Raw genomic sequence first — 25169 nt, forward strand, 5'->3', positions numbered from 1 at the left:
TCTCGTTAAATTTTAGATAAGTTATTATATTTTAATTTTTTAGAAAAATTACGAAAATTTAGCAGGAATACGCGCCATTCCTCGTGAATATAAGTTAAAGTGAAATAATTGCTAATACTTTTTAAAGAAACGAGGAGGAAACGCGGAATGGAAATATTAAAAGTTAAAGCAACGTCGGTCCCTAATTCTGTAGCTGGTGCACTTGCAGGTGTTATTCGCGAACGCGGAACAGCAGAAATTCAAGCTATTGGTGCAGGTGCATTGAACCAAGCGGTAAAGGCAGTAGCAATTGCAAGAGGATTTGTAGCGCCTAGTGGTTTGGACCTGATTTGTATCCCAGCGTTTACAGATATTATGATTGATGGCGAAGAGCGTACAGCAATAAAATTAATTGTAGAACCTCGTTAAGTTTTAAACAACCTGTTTGCAGTATGCAAACAGGTTGTTTTTATAATGGAGGAATGAAAATGAAAATTTTTGATGCTCATTGTGACGTGCTTCTTCAGTTATGGAGTGCACAAGGGAAAAGGAATTTTAACGATGATTCACAATTACATATTACATTTGAACAGTTAAAGAGAAGAAAAGGAAGTATACAATGTTTTGCTATATATGTACCAGAAACAGTGGCATATGAAAACCGATTTGAAGCAGCATTACAAATGGTAGATATTTTTTATAATGAAATTTTATCCCTACCAGGTGTAAAGTTTATTCAGACAAAAGATGATATTAACATGTTAAAACAGGACGAGGTTGGAGCGATATTAACACTAGAAGGATGCGAAGCAATTGGAAAAGAAGCAATGAAATTACGGTTGTTGTATCGCCTAGGAGTACGTTCTTTTGGACTAACATGGAATTATGCCAATCTCTTAGCTGATGGTGCGCTAGAGACACGTGGGGCGGGTTTAACGAATTTTGGTAAACAGGTTGTACAAGAACTGAATGCGCTACATGTATGGACTGATGTGTCTCATCTGAATGAAAGAAGTTTTTGGGATGTTATAGAGATTGCAAAAAATCCTATTGCTTCCCACTCAAATTGTATGAAACTTTGCGAGCACCCACGTAATTTAAACGATGAACAACTTAAAGCTCTTATAAAGAAAAATGGCATGATCGGTGTTACTTTTGTACCGCAGTTTCTAACGAATGAAAATGAAGCAAATATAACAGATATAGTAAGACATATCGAATATATTTGTTCATTAGGTGGAGAGTACAATATAGGATTTGGTTCAGATTTTGATGGGATTTTAGAAACAGTTGTAAATGTATCAGTTTATCGAGATTATGAAAATGTAATGAATGAGCTTTGTAAACACTATGCTGCATCTACTGTAGAACGATTTTTATATGATAATTTTGTAGAACATATGAGTTTTTAAGTTTTGGTTTAAAATTCAGAAAAATTAAAATTAATTCATTTGATTTTATTGCTTTTTTTAAGACCTAATACTAGAATGAAAAACAAAATAGCTTTATACTAAAGATTCAGGGAAATCAGAAGAGGCATAATTTGCGTCCGTTGTAGTTTATTTGCATAAAAAATGCTAAACTATTACTGTAAAAAAATACACTACAATGAATGCAGCCAAAAGGGGTGTAGGAGATGATTAGTCAACTTTCATGGAAAGTTGGAGGCCAACAAGGTGAAGGAATTGAAAGTACAGGAGAAATCTTCTGTATTGCATTAAACCGATTAGGATATTACCTATACGGTTACCGCCACTTCTCATCACGTATAAAAGGCGGCCATACAAATAATAAAATTCGTGTAAGTACAACAGAAGTACGAGCGATCTCAGATGATTTAGATATTTTAATTGCTTTTGACCAAGAAACAATTGATTTTAATTTCCACGAACTACGTCCAGGTGGAATTGTAGTTGCGGATGCGAAATTTAATCCAACAATACCTGACAATACAGATGTAAATCTATATGTGATACCGTTTACAGATATTGCTTCAGAATTAGGCACATCATTAATGAAAAACATGGTTGCTGTTGGAGCATCAAGTGCAGTATTAGGATTAGATGAAACAGCTTATTTAGATGTTGTTGAAGAAATCTTTGGTCGTAAAGGAGAGCAAGTCGTTCAAAAGAATATGGACGCAATTAAACGCGGCTCTCAATATATGAAAGAATTACTAGGTGAGAAAGTAAACATGATGCAGCTTGAAAAAGCTGATGGTAAAAAACGCATGTTTATGATTGGAAACGATGCAATCGCATTTGGTGCGGTAGCTGGTGGTGCTCGTTTTATGTCAGCATACCCAATCACACCTGCATCAGAAATTATGGAATACTTAATTAAAAAATTACCGAAAGTCGGCGGAACAGTAATCCAAACTGAGGATGAAATCGCAGCTTGTACAATGGCAATCGGTGCAAACTATGCTGGTGTTCGTACATTAACGGCATCTGCTGGTCCAGGTCTTTCATTAATGATGGAAGCAATCGGTTTAGCAGGTATTACAGAAACTCCATTAGTAATTGTTGATACACAACGTGGCGGCCCAAGTACAGGATTACCAACTAAGCAAGAACAGTCTGACTTAATGGCGATGATTTACGGTACGCATGGTGAAATTCCAAAAATCGTAATGGCGCCAAGTACAGTTGAAGAAGCTTTCTATGACATTGTAGAAGCATTTAACTTATCTGAAGAATATCAAGTTCCTGTTATTTTCTTAACAGATTTACAGCTTTCTTTAGGAAAACAAACAGTAGAACCACTTAAATTAGATAAAGTGGAAATTCGTCGTGGTAAGCTTGATTTAGAAGTAGAATTACCAGAACGTGAAAATAAAGCATACTTCAAGCGTTATGAAGTAACAGAAGACGGCGTTTCACCACGTGTTTTACCTGGTATGAAAAATGGTGTTCACCATGTTACAGGTGTAGAACATGATGAAACTGGAAAACCATCGGAATCAGCAATAAACCGTAAAGATCAAATGGACAAACGTTTCCGTAAAATGGAGAACTTGAAGTTTAATACCCCTGTTTATAAAAATGTTAAGCATGAAGAAGCAGACGTATTGCTTGTTGGATTTAACTCAACTCGTGGTGCGATCGAAGAGGCAATGACGCGTTTAGAACAAGAGGGTATGAAAGTAAACCATGCTCATGTGCGTTTAATTCACCCGTTCCCAACAGCTGAAATCGATCCACTTGTGAAAAAGGCGAAGCGTGTTGTAGTAGTAGAAAACAATGCAACAGGTCAGCTTGCTAACATTATGAAAATGAATCTTGGTAATGGTGAGAAAATTTCTAGTCTTTTAAAATATGATGGAAACCCATTCTTGCCGAAAGAGATTTACAACGAATGCAAAAAAGGGGTTGTATTAAATGGCAACATTTAAGGACTTTCGTAACAGTGTAAAGCCAAACTGGTGCCCAGGTTGCGGAGACTTCTCAGTGCAAGCTGCAATTCAACGTGCGGCAGCTAACGTTGGCCTAAATCCAGATGAACTTGCTGTTATTTCTGGTATCGGCTGTTCAGGCCGTATTTCAGGTTATATTAATTCATATGGTGTGCATAGTATTCATGGTCGTGCCCTTCCAATTGCGCAAGGTGTGAAAATGGCAAATCGTGATTTAACAGTTATCGCTTCAGGTGGTGACGGTGATGGGTTTGCGATTGGTATGGGTCATACAATCCATTCTATTCGTCGTAATATCGACATTACGTACATCGTAATGGATAACCAAATTTACGGATTAACAAAAGGGCAAACTTCACCACGTAGTGAAGCTGGATTTAAAACGAAAAGCACACCACAAGGTTCAATTGAACCATCACTAAATGTAATGGAAATGGCCTTAACAGCTGGTGCGACATTTGTGGCGCAAAGCTTTTCGAGTGATTTAAAAGAATTAACACAAATTATTGAAGCTGGTATTAACCATAAAGGATTTTCATTAATTAACGTATTTAGCCCATGTGTTACTTACAATAAAGTAAATACTTACGATTGGTTTAAAGAGAATTTAACGAAACTAAGCACAGTAGAGGGATATGATCCATCTAATCGCATGATGGCTATGCAAACTTTAATGGAAAATAACGGTTTAGTAACAGGGTTAATTTATCAAAATACTAAGCAACCATCATATCAAGAACTTGTTAAAGGCTATAGTGAAGAGCCTTTAGTGAAATCTGATTTAAATATGGATCAGAAAATGTTTGATGAGCTTGTTGCTGAATTTATGTAATGTAAGAAGAGGAGGTTGCCGATTTGGTAACCTTTTTTTATGTACAAAAATATAGGGTAGCCTTATTTACTTAGAAAATTCAGAATGATAAAATAATATATAAATCGTTGTATGAAAATGGCAAGTTCATTGCTTATGAAATGTAAGATAATAAAGGGCCTCTTTATTGTTAAAATTGGCGAAATACATCATACTATGGTAATGTTTATAGGGATAAAGCAATATGCTTTTTGGTAGGACAACAAGAAATGATAAAAAGGGAATGTCTATTTGCGTGGGGAAGACTTCATTCTTATGAATGATTAGATTGATTACTCAAGTTTCAAAGGACAAGTTATCTCTCAAGCTATCTAACCATTTTTGAGGTGAGTCTAGGCGCATTAAAATGGACTATAGAGTATGTATAGTTAAGGGTGAAAGGAGATTACCGATGAACGAGCAACAACGATTAGCAAGTCAACAAGCAAATTCCTCTACGAAAAAAGAAGAGAAAGATTATAGTAAATACTTTGAAAATGTATATCAACCACCTTCCTTAAAGGATGCGAAAAAGCGTGGGAAAGAAGAAGTTAAAATTGAACGGGATTTTGGCTTACCTGAAGAGTTTCGCAATTTTGGTACAGGAAGAAAGTTCTATATTCGTACATATGGTTGTCAAATGAATGAGCATGATACGGAAGTAATGGCAGGTATTTTCACCGCACTTGGATATGAACCAACTTTTTCAACTGAGGATGCAGATGTAGTTTTATTAAACACTTGTGCAATTCGTGAAAATGCTGAAAATAAGGTGTTTGGTGAGCTAGGCCATTTAAAGTCACTCAAACGAAGAAATCCAGACCTTTTAATTGGTGTATGTGGTTGTATGTCTCAAGAGGAATCTGTTGTAAATAAAATTATGCAAAAAAATCAGCATGTAGATATGGTATTTGGAACGCATAATATTCATAGATTACCGTACATTCTAAAAGATGCGATGTTCTCGAAAGAGACGGTAGTTGAAGTATGGTCAAAAGAAGGTGACGTAATTGAAAACCTTCCGAAAGTACGTCGTGGTGATATTAAAGCTTGGGTAAATATTATGTATGGCTGTGATAAATTCTGTACGTATTGTATTGTACCGTATACACGCGGAAAAGAGCGAAGTAGACGTCCAGAAGATATTATCCAAGAGATTCGTCATTTAGCTGCAAATGGTTATAAAGAAATTACTTTACTTGGTCAAAACGTAAATGCATATGGTAAAGACTTTGAAGATATAGAATACGGTCTTGGCGATTTAATGGACGAACTTCGTAAAGTTGATATTGCCCGTATTCGTTTTACAACGAGCCATCCACGTGATTTCGATGATCACTTAATTGAAGTGCTTGGAAAAGGTGGCAACCTAGTAGAACATATCCATTTACCAGTTCAATCTGGAAGTACGGATATGTTGAAAATTATGGCACGTAAATATTCGCGTGAGCATTATTTAGAACTTGTAAGAAAAATTAAAGAAGCAATTCCAGATGCAGTATTAACAACAGATATTATCGTTGGTTTTCCAAATGAAACAGATGAGCAATTTGAAGAAACGATGTCGTTATATCGTGAAGTAGGGTTTGATACTGCCTTTACATTCATTTACTCTCCTCGCGAAGGTACACCAGCTGCAAAAATGAAAGATAATGTACCGATGGAAGTAAAGAAAGAACGTCTTCAACGCTTAAATACACTAGTAAATACGTTGGCAATTGAAAAGAATAGTCGTTACAAAGGTCAAATTGTAGAAGTGTTAGTTGATGGGGAAAGTAAAAATAATCCGGAAGTACTTGCAGGTTATACTCGTACGAATAAACTTGTAAACTTCGTCGCTTCAAAATCTTTAATTGGTCAGCTTGTGAAAGTAAAAATAACGGAAGCAAAAACTTGGTCTCTTAACGGGGAATTAGTTGAAGAGCCGATTGAGGTGAAATAATAGATGAAAGTATATTCGAAAGATGACATTGTTGAACAAGCGAAAGAATTAGCAAAAATGATTTCTGAAACAGAAGAAGTTGATTTTTTTAAGAAAGCAGAGGCGCAAATTCATAAAAATGAAAATGTAAAGCGCGCAATCGATGAAATTAAAGCACTGCAAAAACAAGCAGTAAACTTGCAACATTACGGGAAATGGGAAGCTTTAAAAAAGGTAGAAGCTGAAATTGATGCATTGCAAGATAAGTTAGACAGTATTCCAGTCGTACAACAATTTAAATCTTCACAAACATACGTAAATGACTTATTACAGTTAGTTGCTAGTACAATTTCTAACAACGTAACAGATGAAATATTAATTTCAACTGGTGGTGATGTACTAAAGGGTGAAACTGGCGCAGCGGTAGAAAGTAAAAAAGGAAATTGTGGTTGTTAAAGAGATGTCATATTGACATCTCTTTTTTTGTGGATTAAACGTAAGGTCTTCTCGAAAAAAGAATGACACATTCCGCTATTGTCACGCATATGATTAAGTGAATAGTGATTGAGGAGGGTTACGAATGTCCGAATTTAGAGAGATTATTACAAAAGCAGTGGTTGGAAAAGGACGTAAGTATACAAAGTCAACGCATACATGTGAATCGAATAATGAGCCAACAAGTATTTTAGGGTGCTGGGTAATTAACCACTCGTACGAAGCAAGAAAGAATGGAAAACATGTGGAAATTGAAGGTTTCTATGATGTGAACACTTGGTATTCATTTGATGGAAATACAAAGACTGAAGTTGTAACAGAACGTGTGAACTACACGGACGAAGTAAGTATTGGTTATCGTGATAAAAACTTTTCTGGTGACGATTTAGAAATTATTGCTCGTGTTATTCAGCCGCCAAATTGTTTAGAAGCACTTGTATCACCAAATGGTAATAAAATTGTTGTAACTGTAGAACGTGAATTTGTAACAGAAGTAGTTGGAGAAACGAAAATTTGTGTAAGTGTAAATCCTGAAGGCTGCGTAGAATCAGATGATGATTTCCAAATTGCTGATGATGAATTTGAAGAATTAGATCCGAACTTTATCGTTGATGCAGAAGAAGAGTAATAGAAAGCTAGGGAGAAGTTCTTCCTAGCTTTTTACTTTACATAAGTGGCGCTGAATGAACATGATTCTTTATGAAATATGTTATAATGAAGAAAGACTCCTGAAATAGGAGATAAGAGTGTCCGTGAAATGCGACATATATGAAAATAGATTATCATGTAAGAATTATGGAGGAAAAGTATGACTCAATATACGCCTATGATACAGCAATATTTAAAGGTTAAGGCAGATTATCAAGATGCCTTTTTATTTTTTCGCTTAGGCGATTTTTATGAAATGTTCTTTGAGGATGCTGTTAAAGCAGCCCATGAACTTGAAATTACATTAACGAGCCGAGATGGCGGTAGTAGTGAACGTATACCGATGTGCGGTGTACCATATCATGCGGCTAAAAACTATATTGAACAACTTGTTGAAAAAGGATATAAAGTAGCTGTTTGTGAGCAAGTAGAAGATCCGAAAACAGCTAAAGGTGTAGTACGTCGTGAAGTAGTACAATTAATTACGCCAGGAACGATGATGGAAGGGCGTACAATTGATGAGAAAGAAAACAACTTCTTAGCCGCATTAACACATTTTGAAGATGGATCATATGCATTAGCTTGTAACGACTTAACGACTGGACAAAATACAGTAACGTTACTGACTGGTTCAGTAGAAGATATTTTATTAGAAGTGTATGCAACTGGTTCGAAAGAAATTGTTGTTGATTCTTCCTTTTCTAAAGATGAACTAAACAAGTTAACTGAAACATTGAAAATGACGATTTCGTATGAAGATGCAACGGCAATTCCGGAAGGATTAGAACATCTTGTGAAAAAGGTTTCACAAGCAAAATTAATTAAAGCAGTTGGACGTTTATTTAACTATGTAATAAGAACGCAAAAACGTTCTTTAGATCATTTGCAACCAGTAGAAATTTATTATACGAATCAATTTATGAAAATTGATGTACATTCAAAGCGAAATTTAGAACTGACAGAAACACTTCGGACGAAAGAAAAAACAGGATCACTATTATGGTTATTGGACAAGACGAAAACAGCTATGGGTGGTCGTATGTTAAAACAGTGGATGGAACGTCCACTTATACAGAAAGAAAGAATTGAAGAGCGTTTAGAAATGGTTGAAACGTTTGTAAATGATTACTTCTTACGTGAAGATTTAAAAGAAAAGTTAAAAGAAGTATATGATTTAGAACGCTTAGCAGGAAAAGTTGCATTTGGTAACGTAAATGCAAGAGACTTATTACAATTAAGACGTTCATTACTTCAAGTGCCAGCTATTTTAGAAGCAATTAGTTTGTTAGATAACGCTTATGCATCGAGATTAATTCAAGGTGCAGATCCATGTGAAAGCTTAACAGAATTACTAGGAAGAAGTATTCAAGAAAACCCACCGCTTTCAATTAAAGATGGAGATATTATTAAAGATGGTTATAATGACAAGCTTGATCAATATCGTTACGTGAGTAAAAACGGGAAAACGTGGATTGCTGAGCTTGAAAAAAGAGAACGTGATATTACTGGAATTAAATCGTTAAAAATCGGATACAACCGTATTTTCGGTTACTACATTGAAGTAACGAAAGCGAATCTTGCAGCACTTCCAGAAGGTCGCTATGAACGTAAACAGACGCTTGCTAATGCTGAACGTTTCATTACAGATGAACTGAAAGAAAAAGAAACGTTAATCTTGGAAGCTGAAGAAAAAATCGTACAGCTAGAATACGATTTATTTACAGCACTTCGTGAAGAAGTAAAAGTATTTATTCCGAAATTACAACATTTAGCGAAAGTAATTAGTGAATTAGACGTACTGCAAAGTTTTGCGACAGTGAGTGAAGAAGAACAGTTTGTAAAACCTGTACTGACAACGAAGCGCGAAATCTTTATTAAAGATGGTCGTCATCCTGTCGTTGAAAAAGTATTGAACGGGAAATTGTATGTACCGAATGATTGTATTATGCCAGAGAATATGGATGTCTTTTTAATTACAGGGCCGAACATGTCTGGTAAAAGTACGTATATGAGACAATTAGCACTTGTAACGGTTATGTCGCAAATCGGTTGTTTCGTACCAGCAACAGAAGCAGTATTACCTGTATTTGATCAAATCTTTACGAGAATTGGTGCAGCGGATGATTTAATATCAGGTCAAAGTACATTTATGGTCGAAATGTTAGAAGCGAAAAATGCAATTGCAAACGCATCGGAAAGAAGTTTAATTTTATTTGATGAAATTGGACGCGGTACATCTACGTATGATGGTATGGCACTCGCACAAGCAATCATTGAACATATTCATGACCAAATTGGTGCAAAAACGTTATTCTCTACGCATTATCATGAATTGACGGTGTTAGAAGAAAGTTTAGATCAATTGAAAAATGTACACGTTTCAGCTATTGAAGAGAACGGAAAAGTAGTATTCCTTCACAAAATTCAAGACGGGGCAGCAGATAAAAGTTACGGAATTCACGTTGCGCAACTTGCGGAGCTTCCAGATAGCTTAATTGCTCGTGCGAAAGAAGTGTTAGCACAATTAGAAGGACAAGAAGAAATTATTATTCCAAAGCGTGTAGAAGTGAAAGCGCAAGAGCAAGAAGTAATTCCAGAACCTATAGTTGTAAAAGAAGATCCAGTAGAAATAGAAGAAACGAAGGTAGAGAATGAAGAAGAATCACAACTATCATTCTTTGGTGGAGAACAGTCCTCGAAAAAACAAGACAAGCCAGTTCTAGATGCAAAAGAAACGGCAGTACTTGCGCAAATTAAAAAAATTGATTTACTTGATATGACACCTTTAGAAGCGATGAATGAACTGTATCGCTTACAGAAAAAGTTAAAGAAAGGATGAGTAAGTAGATGGGGAAAATTCGCAAACTCGATGACCAACTCTCTAACTTAATTGCGGCAGGGGAAGTAGTAGAGCGCCCTGCCTCAGTCGTAAAAGAACTTGTGGAAAATTCTATCGATGCGAATAGTACATCTATTGAAATCCACTTAGAAGAAGCTGGTTTATCGAAAATTCGCATCATTGATAATGGAGATGGCATTGCAGAAGAAGATTGTATCGTCGCTTTTGAACGACATGCGACGAGCAAAATTAAAGATGAAAACGATCTGTTTCGCATAAGAACACTCGGTTTCCGCGGTGAGGCATTGCCGAGTATTGCCTCAGTTAGTGAATTAGAATTAATCACTAGCACAGGTGATGCACCTGGTACGCACCTTATTATTAAAGGTGGAGACATTATAAAGCAGGAGAAAACAGCGAGCCGAAAAGGAACAGATATTACAGTACAAAACTTATTCTTTAATACACCAGCGCGTCTTAAATATATGAAAACCATTCATACAGAGCTTGGTAATATTACAGATATCGTGTATCGTATTGCAATGTCACATCCAGAAGTATCATTAAAGCTATTTCATAATGAAAAGAAATTGCTTCATACATCAGGAAATGGTGATGTAAGACAAGTACTTGCATCGATTTATAGCATTCAAGTTGCAAAGAAGCTTGTTCCAATTGAAGCTGAATCTTTAGACTTCACGATTAAAGGTTATGTAACATTACCAGAAGTAACGAGAGCATCTCGTAATTATATGTCAACAATCGTAAATGGCCGTTACGTACGAAATTTCGTATTAATGAAAGCCATTCAACAAGGTTACCATACATTACTGCCAGTCGGACGGTATCCAATCGGCTTCTTATCGATTGAAATGGATCCAATGCTTGTTGACGTTAACGTACATCCAGCGAAATTAGAGGTTCGTTTTAGTAAAGAACAAGAATTGCTAAAGCTGATCGAAGAAACATTGCAAGCTGCATTTAAAAAAATACAGCTCATTCCAGATGCAGGCGTAACAACGAAGAAAAAAGAAAAAGACGAAAGTGTGCAAGAACAGTTCCAGTTTGAGCATGCGAAGCCGAAAGAACCATCTATTCCGGACATTGTTTTACCAACTGGCATGGATGCAAAACAAGAAGAACCGCAGGCTGTGAAACAGCCACCACAACTGTGGCAACCGCCGAAACAAGAATGGCAACCACCACAGTCGCTCATAAGAGAAGAACAAAGTTGGCAACCATCCACTAAACCGATAATCGAAGAACCAATTCAAGAAGAGAAATCGTGGGACAGTAATGAAGAGGATTTTGAACTAGAGGAATTAGAAGAAGAAGTTCGGGAAATAAAAGAGATTGAAATGAACGGGAATGACTTACCACCACTTTATCCAATTGGACAAATGCATGGAACATATATTTTCGCTCAAAATGATAAAGGCTTATATATGATTGACCAGCATGCCGCGCAGGAACGTATTAATTATGAATACTTCCGTGATAAAGTAGGAAGGGTAGCGCAAGAAGTACAAGAGTTACTTGTACCGTACCGTATTGATCTATCTCTTACTGAATTTTTACGTGTCGAAGAACAGTTAGAAGAACTAAAAAAAGTCGGGCTATTTTTAGAACAATTCGGCCATCAATCTTTTATCGTCCGCTCGCATCCAACATGGTTCCCGAAAGGACAAGAAACAGAAATTATCGATGAAATGATGGAGCAAGTTGTTAAACTAAAAAAAGTGGATATTAAAAAGTTACGTGAAGAAGCAGCCATCATGATGAGCTGTAAAGCATCCATTAAAGCGAATCAATATTTAACGAACGATCAAATATTTGCCTTACTGGAAGAATTACGTACAACAACAAACCCATACACATGCCCACACGGAAGACCGATTCTTGTGCATCATTCTACTTATGAGTTGGAGAAGATGTTTAAGAGGGTTATGTAGAGTGAATAAATTATATTTCAAAAGGGAGCAACATTTACTGTTGCTCCCTTTTCATATGTAGATTTAATAGTTAAACGAGAATAAGGTGGAGTAATTTTGCAGTTTATTTCTTGGTTGCGTTAGCTTAAATTTATCTATGTATAAAAAAGCGCTGTATACAGCACTTTTTAAAATGTGCATGAATTGTATCATTACTAACTAAATAACTATGCATGGCCAAATGTTGCTTCTTATTTGGCTAATTGTTATAAAGGTCTATACAATTACTTATTTTTATTATTATTAATTTTTTCAGTGTATAGAACTTGCTCTTTATAGTGCTTCTTAATTGGGAAGTTATGTGTACCTGTGCCGTTCTTGAATTTTTTATCAATGGGGTTCTTTAGAGGAACTGTTGTAGTTTCAGTAAATTCATATGGGTAATTTATTTTAGATTTATCTTCAAACATGAAAATGCCTCCTTTTAGGATCTCCTAAATTCTTTACTATAACATGATATGCATATAGATATTTTTTGGACTAGTTATTTATATAGGTTAATGGAATTTAATTACATAACTACTGAAACATTTTAAAGGAAAACAATTTGAGAAAGAAATGGTATGAATAGCTGTTGGCTCCTATTGTTGTTTTTTTGTTTGACAGCACAGTGAATTATGTATATAAATTCAATATAGATTGTTTTTATAATATGGTTTATATGGGGTTTTCCTGATAATATAATGTGGAATATTATAGTGTTATTAGGTTATTAGGAACATTTAATGCTGTTTCATAACTGAAAGGGAATTGAAAAAAAACTGAAACTTTTCTCATAAAAATTCAATCTAACTTGAAAAATGAAAGGAAAATGAAATTTTCCAAAAGATATTCTTTGTTAAGATAAAAAGCATACATACAAAAAGTATTGACATATCTTAAAAATGTATTTTCAAGATGTAGTGGGGGAAAAGATGAGATTAGAAAAACAATTAATAAAAAAGATGTATTATGAAACATTCCTAATGGAGAATGAAACAAAACCAACTCTTGACGTACTTGGACAAGCTTATGTAAACGAAGAAAAAAATGAGATTTCTGATGGGTCTTATATTCGTTTTGCACAAGGTGAATTTTATTATCGTCATCAAGATTTTGAAGCAGCTATTTTTAAATGGGAGAAGGTTAGTAATGAATTAGCACCATGGGCACAAAAAAATATTGCGGATGCTTATTTCGAACTGAATCAGTTATCATTTGCTGAAAATATTTATACTTCTATTACTACTGATAATAAAATATTGATGACCGAAATTAGACTACAATTACTTTCTCTTTACATTGAGCAAAATAATTTTGACTCAGCTTTCGGTGTTATTAAAGAAGCAGTTTCTTTAAATCCTGATTATCCGAATGTCACAAAAATTGCCCGTTCCTTTTATGAGGAACAGCAAGATTTTGATAGTGCAGTAGAGCTTGCTGTGAATGAGTTAATTCGCATAGAATCGTATCCTTGGTTTGAGGTGTTAAAAGGATATATCGATAAAGGGTTTACTAAACATATTTCACCAGACTATTTTTATGATGCATTAGCTACATTAAATAATGTAGATCAAGTACAATTTACGCAAATGGTTTCATCACTCTGGAACAGTTATAAAAATGAAAAAAATTACTTATTGTGGCTTAACACAATAAATGAATTTTTCTTACATATTGAAATACATTCGTCCGATATATGGAACAAAGTTTCTGCTCTTTACGAAGAAACGTACTTTGCATTAATTCAAGGTCAATATACGCTTAGACAATTAAACGATATCATTCCAAATCTGTTAGCAAATTGGTTAAAGGTAGTCAATCCATCTTATGCTGTATTTCCATCTGCAGCTGTATTGGCATGGGATGAGATTTTCCCTTCCAAAATAGATTCAGCAAATATAGAACATGCGGAAAACTTACTGTCACATTCTATTAATCATGTAAATGGCTTAGAGTACAGCTTACACCTTTTTGAATCTATTACACAGTGGGCACAAAAGCAGAATATAGAAATAGGTCACCGATTTAAATGGTTAGTTGACGAGCTCGCAGATTTAAGAACAAATCGTATTTTAGTAACGGGAACTTCAGGGAACGGAAAAACTACATTTATTAACTCTATATTAGGAGAAAATATATTAGAAAAATCAATTTCAAATGTAGTAGTTTTAAAAAATGATGCTCATATAGAAATAAACGCTATAACAGACTCAGCAATTACAACAACGGAAGATGTCTCTGATTACCATAATATGATGTCTCAGCACTATCAAACATATAGAGATAGAGCGTGTGTTGAATTTAAATTACCATGTAGATTTTTAAATGAAAATAAACTTACATTTGTAGTGACACCTGGCTTTAATAGGAATAACGACACTAGAGATGAGATATTCGAATATTTAAATTCTGTAGACGAATTACTGTTCGTATTGAATGCGGATTCACCTTTTACTGATAAAGAACGTGACATTCTATTAAGTATTCAAGAGCATACGCCAAATTTACAAATTCATTTCTTATTAAATAAAATCGATAACATTTACAGTGAAGCAGAAGTGAAAAGGGTATTACATGATACGGCAACGAGAATAAACACATATTTCCCGTATGCGAGAATTTTCCCTTATTCCTCGTTATATACAAGTAGTCAACAATTAAATGATTTAACTGAGTTTATTCATTTTAACTTTAATCATAAAAATATCGATGCAGAACGTACTGAAAAGTTATTATTTTTCATTCGAAAAACAATTACATATCTTTTGGATAAACGTGTTGAGAAAGAAAATAATCTGGTGGATGCTATTAATTGGAATGAAGATATGCTAGTGAAACTAAACGGTAGCATTAATAACCTTACTACATTTGAGAGGGAAAAAATTCATTTCATTACACAATCGTATCGTTCAATGAAGACTGAAATTACAAATGATCTTACTGAAAATATTCCGAAGATATTAAAGAGCTGTTCTAATTTAATTAGTGAAGAAAGTGATTTCGGGCACATGGATACGGAACTAAATAAAGCAATGAATGAAAGAGTGCATAAATATTTAGAACAAACTGTGTTACCTAATCTGGCTCTTTCTATGCAAAATTGGATTGCAACTTCTAATAATGAGCTTCTTCAAAGTCAAACATATTTAGAAGAACTTAGTGAAGGGCTTAATTCACTATTTGGAGAAAATAGAATACAGTTAGAATGTGACTTTAAAGTACTTGATGACTGGCGCAGAGATACTGACAGGATGACGACTAGAATACAAATGGATGAAGTAAATATTTTACGTCGATTTACGCCAGCACAATTTTTACTGAAAAGTGCTGGTAAATTATTTGGAGTTCTTCCTAAAAATAAATCTATGCTATATAACAAATACAAACAGTATGTAGAAAATGAAGATTATACTGAAGTAACGGCTTCTATTATGAAGAAATTTTTCTTGCAATTTGAGCTGTTTGAAAACACACAAGAGCGAGATATTAATATATTCTTTAGGAATCCATTTAACTCCTTAAAGCAAGCTGTAGAAAACACGCATTTAGAAATACAAGAAAAACAAGAGATATTACATAAGATGAAATCAAATCCTGAAATCTATCACGATTCTATCATGCTCTTTGAATTGAGATTGCGTCAATGTGAAGTGATTTTAAATATAGGTGATGATAATACTTTTGCGGATGTAGTTTTAGAAACAAGCGTAGAATAAAAAATCTGATGTGTTATAAGAAAGTAAAAAGGAGCAACTGTAATAAGTTGCTCCTTTTTCATATAGATTATTTTTCTGTTTCTTTAATTTTAGTTTGTACTTCGCCAGTTTTAATTTTATTACTTTCTGAGAAACGTAATAAATCGCCTTCAATAATTTTGTCAGACATTCGTAATTCATTTTGTGCACGTTTAATGAGGGCTTGAGCTTCTTTTTTTGGTAAATCTACAATTTCACCTGTTATACGGTCGTAGAAAGTGTTGTTTTTGTATGCATACTTATCTGTAACGAAGCTACCATCACGTAAAACAACAAAGCCAGTATATTCATCTGAAAACATATCATGGCCAAAACGGATATCATTCGTAGAATCAACACCTAATAAATTTAGAATAGTAGGTTTCATATCGATTTGTCCCGTAGGCTTTGAAATAGTTTGACCTTCTGTTTGTCCAGGAATATGAATATATAAAGGTGTACGTTGTAAATTTAAAGTATCAAATTCTGTTATTTGATCTTTTTCTAAAAACTGTGCCATTGCACGATTATGTTTTTCGGAAATGCCATAATGATCACCGTATAACACAATAATAGAATTATCGTAAAGCCCCTCGGCCTTTAGACGTTCAATAAATTTTTTTATGGATTCGTCTAAGTAACGTGCTGTTACGATGTAACGATCAAATACGCCATTACCAGAGTTGTATGGTTCAATGAATTTTGTATCTTCATCATACGTAAATGGATAATGGTTTGTTAAAGTAAGGAAACGAGCATAGAATGGTTGATTAACAGTTTTTAATATATCTACTGATTGATCAAAGTATTCGATATCTTTTAATCCCCAATTTAAATTTGTTTCTGGCGTGATTTTGTAATCAAGTTCATTATAGTAACGGTCATAACCAAGAGTGGAGTACATAATATTACGATTCCAAAATGTTGCGTTATTCGCATGAAATACAGAAGTGAAATAACCTTGCTGACGTAAAATTTCTGGAGTTGCAGTATAATCATTGTTACCGTGTGTAAAGAATACAGCTCCTCGATTTAATGGATACAACGACGTATCGATTAGAAATTCAGAATCAGATGTTTTCCCTTGACCAGTTTGATGGAAAAAGTTATCAAAGTAATAACTTTCATTTATGAATTCATTTAGGAATGGTGTAACTTCTTGCCCGTTCACTGATGCGCCTATTAAGAAGGTCTGCAAGGATTCAAGAGTGACGACAATTACGTTTTTTCCTTTCGCTGCACCAAACATATTAGGGTTTGGCTCGCTTTGATTTGCTTTTACGTAGTTTTCAGTTTCTTGTAATTTACTACTATCAGCAAGTGCTTTTTGTGACCCAGCTTTTACTTGCAGTGTTAAGTCATATACTTGGTGAGTATATAAGCCTAAATTTTTGACAAGCATGACTCGGTCGAATGATCTTGTTAATAATTCAGGGCGCTCTTTTTCTGCAAGATGTAGATTCGCAAAGAATACACCAATCGTTAAAAGAAAGTATAACAAGCGCGTAGAATGAGTTACACGTTCTGTTTTAAAGACCAATGATTTCTTTTTTAATAAAATAAAGAAGAAAACAATGTCTACGAATGCGAGTATAATTTTGTAGTTTAATATTTCTATAATACTGCCGCCTAATTGGCCAAAGTTTGAGGTTTGTCCAAGTACTGGTAATGTAACGAAATCATTATAAAAATCATAGAACATTACATTTCCAACAAGCACGATTGTTAATAAGAAATTAATACAGAGCGCTATATAATTTCGCTTTTCACCAGTTGCAAATAATGCTAATCCAACAAATGCTAATGATGCGGCTAGAGGGCTAATAAACAAAATGAGCTCTTGCGTCGAAGACTCGATTTTTAAATCAAAACTGAATCGCGTAATAAGATATGTTTTTAACCATACTGCTAAACCCATTATTATAACAAAACTTATATTTTGTATTTGTAAATTTATTTTGTTCTTCATTTTTACACCTTCTTTATATAATTTATTTAACTAAAGTTATATATTATGTTTTTATAACTATTAGAGTGTGATGAACCATTTAGATTTTGTTTTCTAAAGGGAATAATTTGAAGTATTCATATATATAATGGGGTTTTTTAAAGCGTAGTAGCATAAATATAACTCTTTTTGAGAAACGGGCAGAACAAGTCATAGTTGTAGTGAAATTGACTTATAGACATCCTACCATATTAAACACTATGATGATGTTACAAAATATCGAACAAATAAAAGTGAAAATGGATAGAGACTTTTAAAACGGTTGACATTCAATTTATTAGAATTGAATGTCAATCGTTTTAAATATACAGTTATATTACATATGTATTTTGTAAAATCAAAATCTTTTGTCTGTTAATCATTAGCCGTGAAGGGTAGGGGACTTATTAATATACTTTTACTATATAAGTAAAGTGTTTTGAAATTGAAAATATTTGATTGACATCTTAATGATAAAAATTAAATGTCAGATAAGTACTTTCCAACATACAGACCACTTGCAGCTGCTTGAGATAATGAATGCGTAACGCCTGAACAATCTCCAATTAAAAATAGCCCATGTACACTAGTTTCAAAATGATTATTAATTTTTATCGTAGGAGCATAGAACTTTCCATCAATTCCATATAGTAAAGTATGTTGATCGATAGGCTCTTGTATAAATTGTTCTAAACGTAATAAAAATTCTTTTAGCCCTTCAATATATAATTGAGGAATTTCTTGATTCAAATCTCCATAATCTCCCTGTAGTGTAGGTTGTATACGATTATGTTCCATGCTGTTTTCCACCGTAGGTTGTTTCTTTAGTAAGTCCTCTAAGCGCTGTATAACAATCCGATCTCGTCCTTGGTTAATGCCTTGAATAATTGAACTTGCGTATACATTTGCTTCTTTGAGAGTTGGAAAATAGCGAGGAATAAATAAAGTGAAATTTAAGTTAGAAGTGCCAGTTCCTTGCTCTCGAAAATTTTGACCGTCAGGCATAACTAAACCTTCTTCGTACTTTCGAATGATGCGTCCTTTTGGATTCATACAGTAAGTAGTTGCTATGAAATGCTCACCTTGATAAGAAAGTTTTGTTTCAAAAGTATCTTTTAATATAGAGCGTAATTGATGTTCTTTCATTTCTACTCTAATTCCTAAATCTACACGTGTTTGCTCCTGAGAAATATTTAGGGAACTGCACATTTCTTTTAACCAATCGGCTCCAGAGCGCCCAGTTGCTAATACTAGTTGCTTAGTTTGAACTGTTCCTTGATTTGTCTCTATTGTAAAATGATCTTCCTGTTTCAGAATATGTTGTACATCTATATGAAATTGGATCTTTATTTTCGTCAGTAAAAATTCATAGAGCTGCTGAAAAATGTTACTGGAAAGTGTAGTACCAAGATGTCTTACTTCTGTTGTTAGCATTTGTAAACCACACGCTTCAGCTCTCTTAGTGAGACTTGAATTTTCAGTAGAATATTTTGAAACCGAACTTCCACCAAACTGACATAGAATTTCATCTACTTCAGCCATGAGTTGTATAAAACCCTCTTTACCGACTTTTTTCTCAAGTTCTCCGCCAAATCCGTTTGTATAATTAAATTTCCCTTCAGATTTGCCTAAACCACCAAACCCGAAATATTTATCACATGTAGTACAATTACACACTTTTCCTTCGTCTAAAGGACAATGGCGATCTTCTAGCGCTTTACCTTTATCAAGAATTAAAACTTTTTTGTTACTTTTAGCTAGTGAATAAGCCATAAAAATGCTACTTACTCCAGCGCCGATAATCGTAACATCATACATATTCTTCCACCTGCTAACGAATAGTTTGTTTTTTATTTTTCTAGTGTATAACAATTTTATGAGGTTAAGAAATAGCTTTTATTAATAAAGTGGGAGTTTTTGAACTTGATGCTTTATTAATTTCTACGAGTGGTGGAGTAAATACAAAAATTTTTATTTGAAAGAAAAAATAGTTTGAAAAATAACTATGTCATATGATTAATAACATCTTACATAGAAAAAAACAGACCTTTTAAGTGAAGAGGTCTGTTAATGATTTTAAATCTTATTTAGCAAACACATGGTTACCAATTACTGCTACTGTTTGACGTGTCGTAATCCACTTGTCTGTTGATGTTTTTGGATTGTAGAAATAAAGCCAGTCAGAATGTACTCCATTTGTGGAGATAGCCTCTTCTACAGCCATTTTTGCTTCTGCGCTTGCAGGCTGATTAATTCTTCCATCTGTAACAGGAGTAAATGCATATCCGTATTTAATAGGTTCATAAATAACGCCTGTTATTGTATTTGGAAAACCTTTTGCATTTACACGATTTAGTATAACTTTCGCTACTGCTACTTTTCCTTTATACGATTCGCCACCTGCTTCAGCAGTAACTAAGCGTGCCATTAAGTTTTTTTCTTTTTGTGAAATGGTTGAGTTGATTTTTAAATGTTGTCCTGTATAAAGCTTGTTTCCGACTGTATTGTTCATTTGTTTTATAGATTGGACAGTGACATTGTAACGCCTTGCTATCGTTTCTAATGAATCTCCCGGTTGTACTTGATAAATAATTTGTCCAGAAATGTTCGCTGGCTTGGCGTTTTGAGGAACAGTGATTTCATTTGATTTCACGGACCCTGGAATATGTAACTGTTCGCCAATAAAGGTTTGATCGTTTCCTTTATTATTAGCCTGTTTAATGGATTGTATTGAAACTCCGTATTGTTTACTAATGCCCCAAAGTGTATCGTTCTTTTTTACTGTATGAATGGTAGAAGCTTCAGCTGTGCTTTGACTACATACGAATGTAATTGCAGCTGCAGATAAAGGGATTATATGTTTTAGTTTTAGTAATTTCATTGTAAATCCTCCTAAGAAAAAATTAAGGTGAAACTATTAAGTAATGTAGTTTGAAATGTATATATGCGTAATATATTAATGTAAGTATATTAGCACATATAAAATAAATAATCACTATAAGTTTCATATTCGTGTAGTGTAGAGTCCGAATATGAAATATTGCATATGAAAATACATTGAAGTTCATATTTCTGATTACTATAATCTATTTAGTAGAAAGGGAATACGTTATAGAAATAAAATCATTATAGATTAATATAATAATTAATTATTAATAGGAGGATTAATGCAATGAAAATATTTCAAAAAATGTGTGCGTCAACTGTAATCATTACAGCACTTTTAGGAACAGGAGGTACTATCAATAGTGTACATGCTGATTCTATAGAACAGCAGATTAAATCAGGGATAGAACAAGAAACAGATAAGCAAATCATTGTAAAATTTAAAGCGGATTTGGATTTGCCATATGAAGATGGTATTGAAAAACAAATACAATCTCAAACGAATGATAAAGTAATAAAAGATCTTTTGACAGAATATCCAGATGTAACATTTACTCGTTTATTCACATCTGTAAGCTCGGAACAAATACAAAACCTTGAAGTGAAAGCACCTAATCATGTATCTACAAGTTTATTAAACTACTATATTCTTCAAAATCAAAATAGTGGGTATGAAGAAGAAATAGTAGATAAGTTAAAGGCATCTTCTTTAATAGAAGATGCATATATGAAGAGAAAAGAGAAAATAATGCCACCTGAAGTGCAATCATCAAGTGTAGCTCTTAATCCTAGTAACAATCCTAGATTTAAAAAGCAAGGTTATCTTGAAGCGGCCCCATACGGTATTAATGCGCCTTTCGCCTGGGAAATTCAAGGCGGTAATGGAAATGGTATCACTTTTGTTGATATGGAATACGGATGGCTATTAAATCATGAGGATTTATTACATCAAAATATTGAATTAATGTCTGGAAGAAATATAGATCAGCATGTCGGTCATGGGACGTCTGTACTAGGAATTGTATCCTCTGAGGACAATGAAGTCGGGAATATTGGGATTGCGCCAAAAGCGAAAGCAAAGGTTATCTCTCAAATAAGAGATAACGGACAGTATAATACGGCTGATGCAATATTAAGCGCTGTAAATCAGTTAGAAGCTGGGGATGTTTTATTGTTAGAGGCGCAAGCATCTTTCGATGGATATGGTGATAAATATTTACCTGTTGAAGTACAACCAGATATCTTTGATGCAATTCGTGCTGGTACAGATAAAGGGATTGTAATTATAGAGGCTGGAGCAAATGGGTGGAATGATTTAGACCAGTTCAAAGATAGAAAAGGTAAGCAAGTCTTAAATCGTAATAGTAAAGATTTTAAAGATTCGGGTGCAATTATGGTAGGCGCTGGCTCTTCATCTTTCCCTCATGAACGTATGTGGTTTTCGAATTATGGAAGCCGTATTGATGTGTACGGATGGGGAGAAAATGTAGATACAACTACAGCTGAACAAAGTAGAAGTGCTGTAAATCTTTATACTTCAAGCTTTAGCGGAACATCTAGTGCTTCGCCAATTATTGCTGGGGCAGCGACTTTAGTACAAAGCATTGCTAAAGAAAATTTAGGACAACCATATAGACCTAGTGAACTAAGAGCAATATTAAGCAACCAGAGCACAGGAACAAAATCTAAAGATCCATATGCAGATAAAATTGGTGTTTTACCAGATTTGAAGTCTATACTAGTAAACTTAGGCTATGAACAAAGAAAACCAAACGGTGGGAATGAATTACAAGTAACAGAAAATGAACCAAATAATGAGCCTAGACAGGCAAATAAAGTTAACTTTCATACACCGGTGAAAGGAACGCTACATAATAGTGATAGAGTAGATGTATTTACTTTCCAAATTGACTCGCCGGAAAATATTAATATTTCTTTACTAAATGAACAAAATATCGGAATGACATGGGTACTTCATCATGAATCAGATTTAAATAACTATGTAGCATATGGTGAAAATGAAGGCAATGTAGTTAAAGGAACTTATAATGCAAAGCCAGGTAAATATTATTTATACGTCTATAAATATGAGAATAAAGATGGTTCATACGTATTGAACATAAAATAAGTAAAAGGAACTTCAGATGAAGTTCCTTTAAATTTTTCTAATTTAGTATATGTGAATGATTTTTTAACTTTACTTCTATGCAATATTTCATATTGATGAAATGTTATTTATTTTTTCTGAACTAGCTTATATTATATTCAATAAGTTTGATATAAAAACAGAAAAAGAGAGGGATAATAATGAGCAATAAGAAGTTAATTTTGAAATTATTCATATGTAGTACAATATTTATCACATTTGTATTTGCTTTACATGATAAGCAAGTAGTTGCAGCTAGCTCTGTTAATGAGCTTGAAAATTGGTCGAAATGGATGCAACCTATACCTGATAATATCCCGTTAGCACGAATTTCAATTCCAGGAACACACGATAGTGGGACGTTCAAGTTGCAAAATCCGATTAAGCAAGTATGGGGAATGACGCAAGAATATGATTTTCGCTATCAAATGGACCATGGAGCTCGCATTTTTGATATAAGAGGACGTTTAACAGATGATAATACGATAGTTCTTCATCATGGGCCATTATATCTTTATGTAACACTGCATGAATTCATAAACGAAGCGAAACAATTTTTAAGAGATAATCCGAGTGAAACGATTATTATGTCCTTAAAAAAAGAGTATGAGGATATGAAAGGGGCAGAAGATTCATTTAGTAGTACGTTTGAAAAAAATTATTTTGTTGATCCTATCTTTTTAAAAACAGAAGGAAATATAAAACTTGGAGATGCTCGTGGGAAAATTGTACTACTAAAAAGATATAGTGGTAGTAATGAATCTGGAGGATATAATAATTTTTATTGGCCGGATAATGAGACGTTTACCACAACTGTAAATCAAAATGTAAATGTAACAGTACAAGATAAATATAAAGTGAGTTATGATGAGAAAGTAAAATCTATTAAAGATACAATGAATGAAACGATGAACAATAGTGAGGATTTAAATCATCTATATATAAATTTTACAAGCTTGTCTTCTGGTGGTACAGCATGGAATAGTCCATATTACTATGCCTCTTATATAAATCCTGAAATTGCAAACCATATAAAACAAAAGAATCCTGCGAGAGTAGGCTGGGTAATTCAAGACTACATAAATGAAAAGTGGTCACCATTATTGTATCAAGAAGTTATAAGAGCGAATAAGTCATTAATAAAAGAATAAAGATGATGAGAGTGAGAAGCGATAAAATATATCGCTTCTTTTTATTTTTAAAGTGGATGAGTAAAAAAACACGAAAGTGGTTGGTCCGCTTTTTACAAACATCTATTATGATAAGAGAAGAAAGGTAGTATGTTATCAACGTTTTAAAGAGGAAGGTTTTTATGTAAGTTCTTTAATTAAAATAGATGGGTCTTAGAGAGGTGAAAAGACAATGAGTTTTGCAATTTCACTAGTCGTTATTATTGTAATTGTATCGCTATTTGGGACTGTACTAGTTGCAAGAAACGTGGAGGAGAATTACGGAAAGTCTACAAAGAGAAATGTGAAAAACTTATCAACTATTTATATTATCCTTCTTTTCGTACTACTTGTTGGAGTAACGTGGTATGCAGTAGTGATTTAATAGTTTTTAAAGAAAAAGGTTAATATTGTGTATGATGGAGGAAGATGATTTTGATAAAAAATGAACGTCACGTTTTAATTGTTTTTCCGCATCCAGATGATGAGTCATATTGCGTGGCGGGTACAATTTTAGCTTATGTCCAGCGGAATGTTCCTCTAACTTATGTTTGCTTAACGTTAGGTGAAATGGGGAGAGCGATGGGAAATCCTCCTTTTGCAACACGTGAATCATTATATGCTATAAGAGAGAAAGAACTAAAGAGGGCTACAAATATTTTAGGTATTAAAGATTTACGTATGATGGGATATCGTGATAAGACCCTTGAATTTGAAATTCCTGGAGAGTTAAGACGTGTAATACAAAAATGTGTAGAAGAATTGAATCCTTCATTGGTCATTTCTTTTTATCCGGGATATGCAGTTCATCCAGATCATGATGCAACAGGAGAAGCGGTGGCTGCGGCTTTAGCTACTATTCAGGAAAATAAAAGACCAACGTTTTATGCGGTAGCTTTTTCAAATAATCATGAAGTGGAAATAGGTCCGCCACATTTTAAAAATGAAGTGAAAGAATATGTTCCAAAAAAGCTAGAAGCATTGCAAGCACATGCATCACAGTTTACGACTAAAGTAACAGAACTAAAAAGAGAGTATGAAGATGGTGTACCGGAAACAGTCGAGTGGTTAGAAAGAGAACCGTTTTGGATATATTCATTCAAAGATAAAAATAAGTGATGCTACAG

Annotated in this window: 18 protein-coding genes; 14 read left to right on the plus strand and 4 right to left on the minus strand. The window is 33.9% G+C overall.

The genetic code is table 11. The annotated features are described in order from the left end of the window. Window positions 1-147 precede the first annotated feature (147 nt). From spoVS to mutL, 9 genes are all read left to right on the plus strand, one after another. A complete protein-coding gene (spoVS, locus tag DN404_RS18370; RefSeq protein ID WP_000404341.1) occupies window positions 148-408 on the plus strand; it encodes a stage V sporulation protein SpoVS in 261 nt (86 codons plus the stop codon). 59 nt (window positions 409-467) lie between these two features. Next, window positions 468-1391, plus strand: a complete 924-nt coding sequence (locus tag DN404_RS18375; RefSeq protein WP_000688045.1) for a dipeptidase — start codon at window positions 468-470, stop codon at window positions 1389-1391. 224 nt (window positions 1392-1615) lie between these two features. Continuing rightward, entirely contained in the window at window positions 1616-3373 is a 1758-nt protein-coding gene (locus tag DN404_RS18380) for a 2-oxoacid:acceptor oxidoreductase subunit alpha (RefSeq protein ID WP_000625418.1), read from the plus strand. Continuing rightward, window positions 3360-4226: a 2-oxoacid:ferredoxin oxidoreductase subunit beta gene (locus tag DN404_RS18385; RefSeq protein ID WP_000190155.1), complete on the plus strand. Its 867-nt coding sequence runs from the start codon at window positions 3360-3362 to the stop codon at window positions 4224-4226. Before DN404_RS18380 ends, DN404_RS18385 begins: the two co-directional genes overlap by 14 nt. Before the next feature lie 430 nt (window positions 4227-4656). Beyond that, the gene (gene miaB / locus DN404_RS18390; protein ID WP_001005378.1) at window positions 4657-6186 is read left to right on the plus strand and encodes a tRNA (N6-isopentenyl adenosine(37)-C2)-methylthiotransferase MiaB; all 1530 of its coding nucleotides are present in this window, start codon (window positions 4657-4659) and stop codon (window positions 6184-6186) included. 3 nt (window positions 6187-6189) lie between these two features. Further along, window positions 6190-6621, plus strand: coding sequence for a YlbF/YmcA family competence regulator (locus DN404_RS18395; protein ID WP_000870461.1), 432 nt, complete (start codon window positions 6190-6192; stop codon window positions 6619-6621). A gap of 124 nt (window positions 6622-6745) precedes the next feature. Next, a complete protein-coding gene (gene cotE / locus DN404_RS18400; protein ID WP_001288799.1) occupies window positions 6746-7288 on the plus strand; it encodes an outer spore coat protein CotE in 543 nt (180 codons plus the stop codon). Window positions 7289-7468: 180 nt separating this feature from the next. After that, a complete protein-coding gene (mutS, locus tag DN404_RS18405) occupies window positions 7469-10147 on the plus strand; it encodes a DNA mismatch repair protein MutS (RefSeq protein WP_149215316.1) in 2679 nt (892 codons plus the stop codon). Window positions 10148-10155: 8 nt separating this feature from the next. Then, window positions 10156-12099 (plus strand): DNA mismatch repair endonuclease MutL, encoded by a 1944-nt coding sequence (gene mutL / locus DN404_RS18410; protein WP_000516455.1) that lies wholly within the window; start codon window positions 10156-10158, stop codon window positions 12097-12099. Window positions 12100-12362: 263 nt separating this feature from the next. On the opposite strand, the gene DN404_RS18415 is transcribed toward mutL, so the two are convergent. Beyond that, window positions 12363-12548 (minus strand): hypothetical protein, encoded by a 186-nt coding sequence (locus DN404_RS18415; RefSeq protein WP_000461138.1) that lies wholly within the window; start codon window positions 12546-12548, stop codon window positions 12363-12365. Window positions 12549-13052: 504 nt separating this feature from the next. On the opposite strand from DN404_RS18415, the gene DN404_RS18420 reads away from it, so the two are divergent. Next, window positions 13053-15836 carry a dynamin family protein gene (locus DN404_RS18420; protein WP_044307320.1) on the plus strand — a complete coding sequence of 928 codons (2784 nt, stop codon included), beginning with the start codon at window positions 13053-13055 and terminating at the stop codon, window positions 15834-15836. A gap of 67 nt (window positions 15837-15903) precedes the next feature. On the opposite strand, the gene DN404_RS18425 is transcribed toward DN404_RS18420, so the two are convergent. From DN404_RS18425 to DN404_RS18440, 3 genes are all read right to left on the minus strand, one after another. Beyond that, the gene (locus DN404_RS18425; RefSeq protein ID WP_006922163.1) at window positions 15904-17823 is read right to left on the minus strand and encodes an LTA synthase family protein; all 1920 of its coding nucleotides are present in this window, start codon (window positions 17821-17823) and stop codon (window positions 15904-15906) included. A 498-nt stretch (window positions 17824-18321) separates the two neighbouring features. Further along, window positions 18322-19659 carry an NAD(P)/FAD-dependent oxidoreductase gene (locus DN404_RS18435; RefSeq protein ID WP_000272403.1) on the minus strand — a complete coding sequence of 446 codons (1338 nt, stop codon included), beginning with the start codon at window positions 19657-19659 and terminating at the stop codon, window positions 18322-18324. 265 nt (window positions 19660-19924) lie between these two features. Further along, the gene (locus DN404_RS18440) at window positions 19925-20722 is read right to left on the minus strand and encodes a cell wall hydrolase (protein ID WP_016123271.1); all 798 of its coding nucleotides are present in this window, start codon (window positions 20720-20722) and stop codon (window positions 19925-19927) included. A gap of 291 nt (window positions 20723-21013) precedes the next feature. Here DN404_RS18440 and DN404_RS18445 point away from each other — a divergent pair, with 291 nt between their 5' ends. The 4 genes from DN404_RS18445 to bshB2 all read left to right on the plus strand — a co-directional run bounded on the left by DN404_RS18445 (window position 21014) and on the right by bshB2 (window position 25161). Beyond that, window positions 21014-22855 (plus strand): S8 family peptidase, encoded by a 1842-nt coding sequence (locus DN404_RS18445; protein ID WP_149215317.1) that lies wholly within the window; start codon window positions 21014-21016, stop codon window positions 22853-22855. Window positions 22856-23034: 179 nt separating this feature from the next. Continuing rightward, on the plus strand, window positions 23035-24024 hold the full coding sequence (gene plcA / locus DN404_RS18450; protein WP_000066288.1) for a phosphatidylinositol diacylglycerol-lyase: 990 nt from the start codon (window positions 23035-23037) through the stop codon (window positions 24022-24024). A gap of 211 nt (window positions 24025-24235) precedes the next feature. Further along, on the plus strand, window positions 24236-24427 hold the full coding sequence (locus DN404_RS18455) for a hypothetical protein (protein ID WP_000006467.1): 192 nt from the start codon (window positions 24236-24238) through the stop codon (window positions 24425-24427). A gap of 53 nt (window positions 24428-24480) precedes the next feature. Continuing rightward, window positions 24481-25161: a bacillithiol biosynthesis deacetylase BshB2 gene (gene bshB2, locus DN404_RS18460; protein ID WP_042867561.1), complete on the plus strand. Its 681-nt coding sequence runs from the start codon at window positions 24481-24483 to the stop codon at window positions 25159-25161. Window positions 25162-25169 lie beyond the last annotated feature (8 nt).

Source organism: Bacillus sp. TE8-1, from assembly GCF_008368855.1.
Lineage (GTDB): Bacteria > Bacillota > Bacilli > Bacillales > Bacillaceae_G > Bacillus_A > Bacillus_A cereus.

Bases quoted from the DNA above. Each gene is read 5' to 3' on its own strand.
- miaB (WP_001005378.1), top strand. From the start codon at position 4,657: ATGAACGAGCAACAACGATTAGCAAGTCAACAAGCAAATTCCTCTACG.
- plcA (WP_000066288.1), top strand. From the start codon at position 23,035: ATGAGCAATAAGAAGTTAATTTTGAAATTATTCATATGTAGTACAATA.
- DN404_RS18380 (WP_000625418.1), top strand. From the start codon at position 1,616: ATGATTAGTCAACTTTCATGGAAAGTTGGAGGCCAACAAGGTGAAGGA.
- DN404_RS18455 (WP_000006467.1), top strand. From the start codon at position 24,236: ATGAGTTTTGCAATTTCACTAGTCGTTATTATTGTAATTGTATCGCTA.
- DN404_RS18375 (WP_000688045.1), top strand. From the start codon at position 468: ATGAAAATTTTTGATGCTCATTGTGACGTGCTTCTTCAGTTATGGAGT.
- cotE (WP_001288799.1), top strand. From the start codon at position 6,746: ATGTCCGAATTTAGAGAGATTATTACAAAAGCAGTGGTTGGAAAAGGA.
- DN404_RS18415 (WP_000461138.1), bottom strand. From the start codon at position 12,548: ATGTTTGAAGATAAATCTAAAATAAATTACCCATATGAATTTACTGAA.
- DN404_RS18445 (WP_149215317.1), top strand. From the start codon at position 21,014: ATGAAAATATTTCAAAAAATGTGTGCGTCAACTGTAATCATTACAGCA.
- mutS (WP_149215316.1), top strand. From the start codon at position 7,469: ATGACTCAATATACGCCTATGATACAGCAATATTTAAAGGTTAAGGCA.
- DN404_RS18440 (WP_016123271.1), bottom strand. From the start codon at position 20,722: ATGAAATTACTAAAACTAAAACATATAATCCCTTTATCTGCAGCTGCA.
- mutL (WP_000516455.1), top strand. From the start codon at position 10,156: ATGGGGAAAATTCGCAAACTCGATGACCAACTCTCTAACTTAATTGCG.
- DN404_RS18435 (WP_000272403.1), bottom strand. From the start codon at position 19,659: ATGTATGATGTTACGATTATCGGCGCTGGAGTAAGTAGCATTTTTATG.
- DN404_RS18385 (WP_000190155.1), top strand. From the start codon at position 3,360: ATGGCAACATTTAAGGACTTTCGTAACAGTGTAAAGCCAAACTGGTGC.
- spoVS (WP_000404341.1), top strand. From the start codon at position 148: ATGGAAATATTAAAAGTTAAAGCAACGTCGGTCCCTAATTCTGTAGCT.
- DN404_RS18395 (WP_000870461.1), top strand. From the start codon at position 6,190: ATGAAAGTATATTCGAAAGATGACATTGTTGAACAAGCGAAAGAATTA.
- DN404_RS18425 (WP_006922163.1), bottom strand. From the start codon at position 17,823: ATGAAGAACAAAATAAATTTACAAATACAAAATATAAGTTTTGTTATA.
- DN404_RS18420 (WP_044307320.1), top strand. From the start codon at position 13,053: ATGAGATTAGAAAAACAATTAATAAAAAAGATGTATTATGAAACATTC.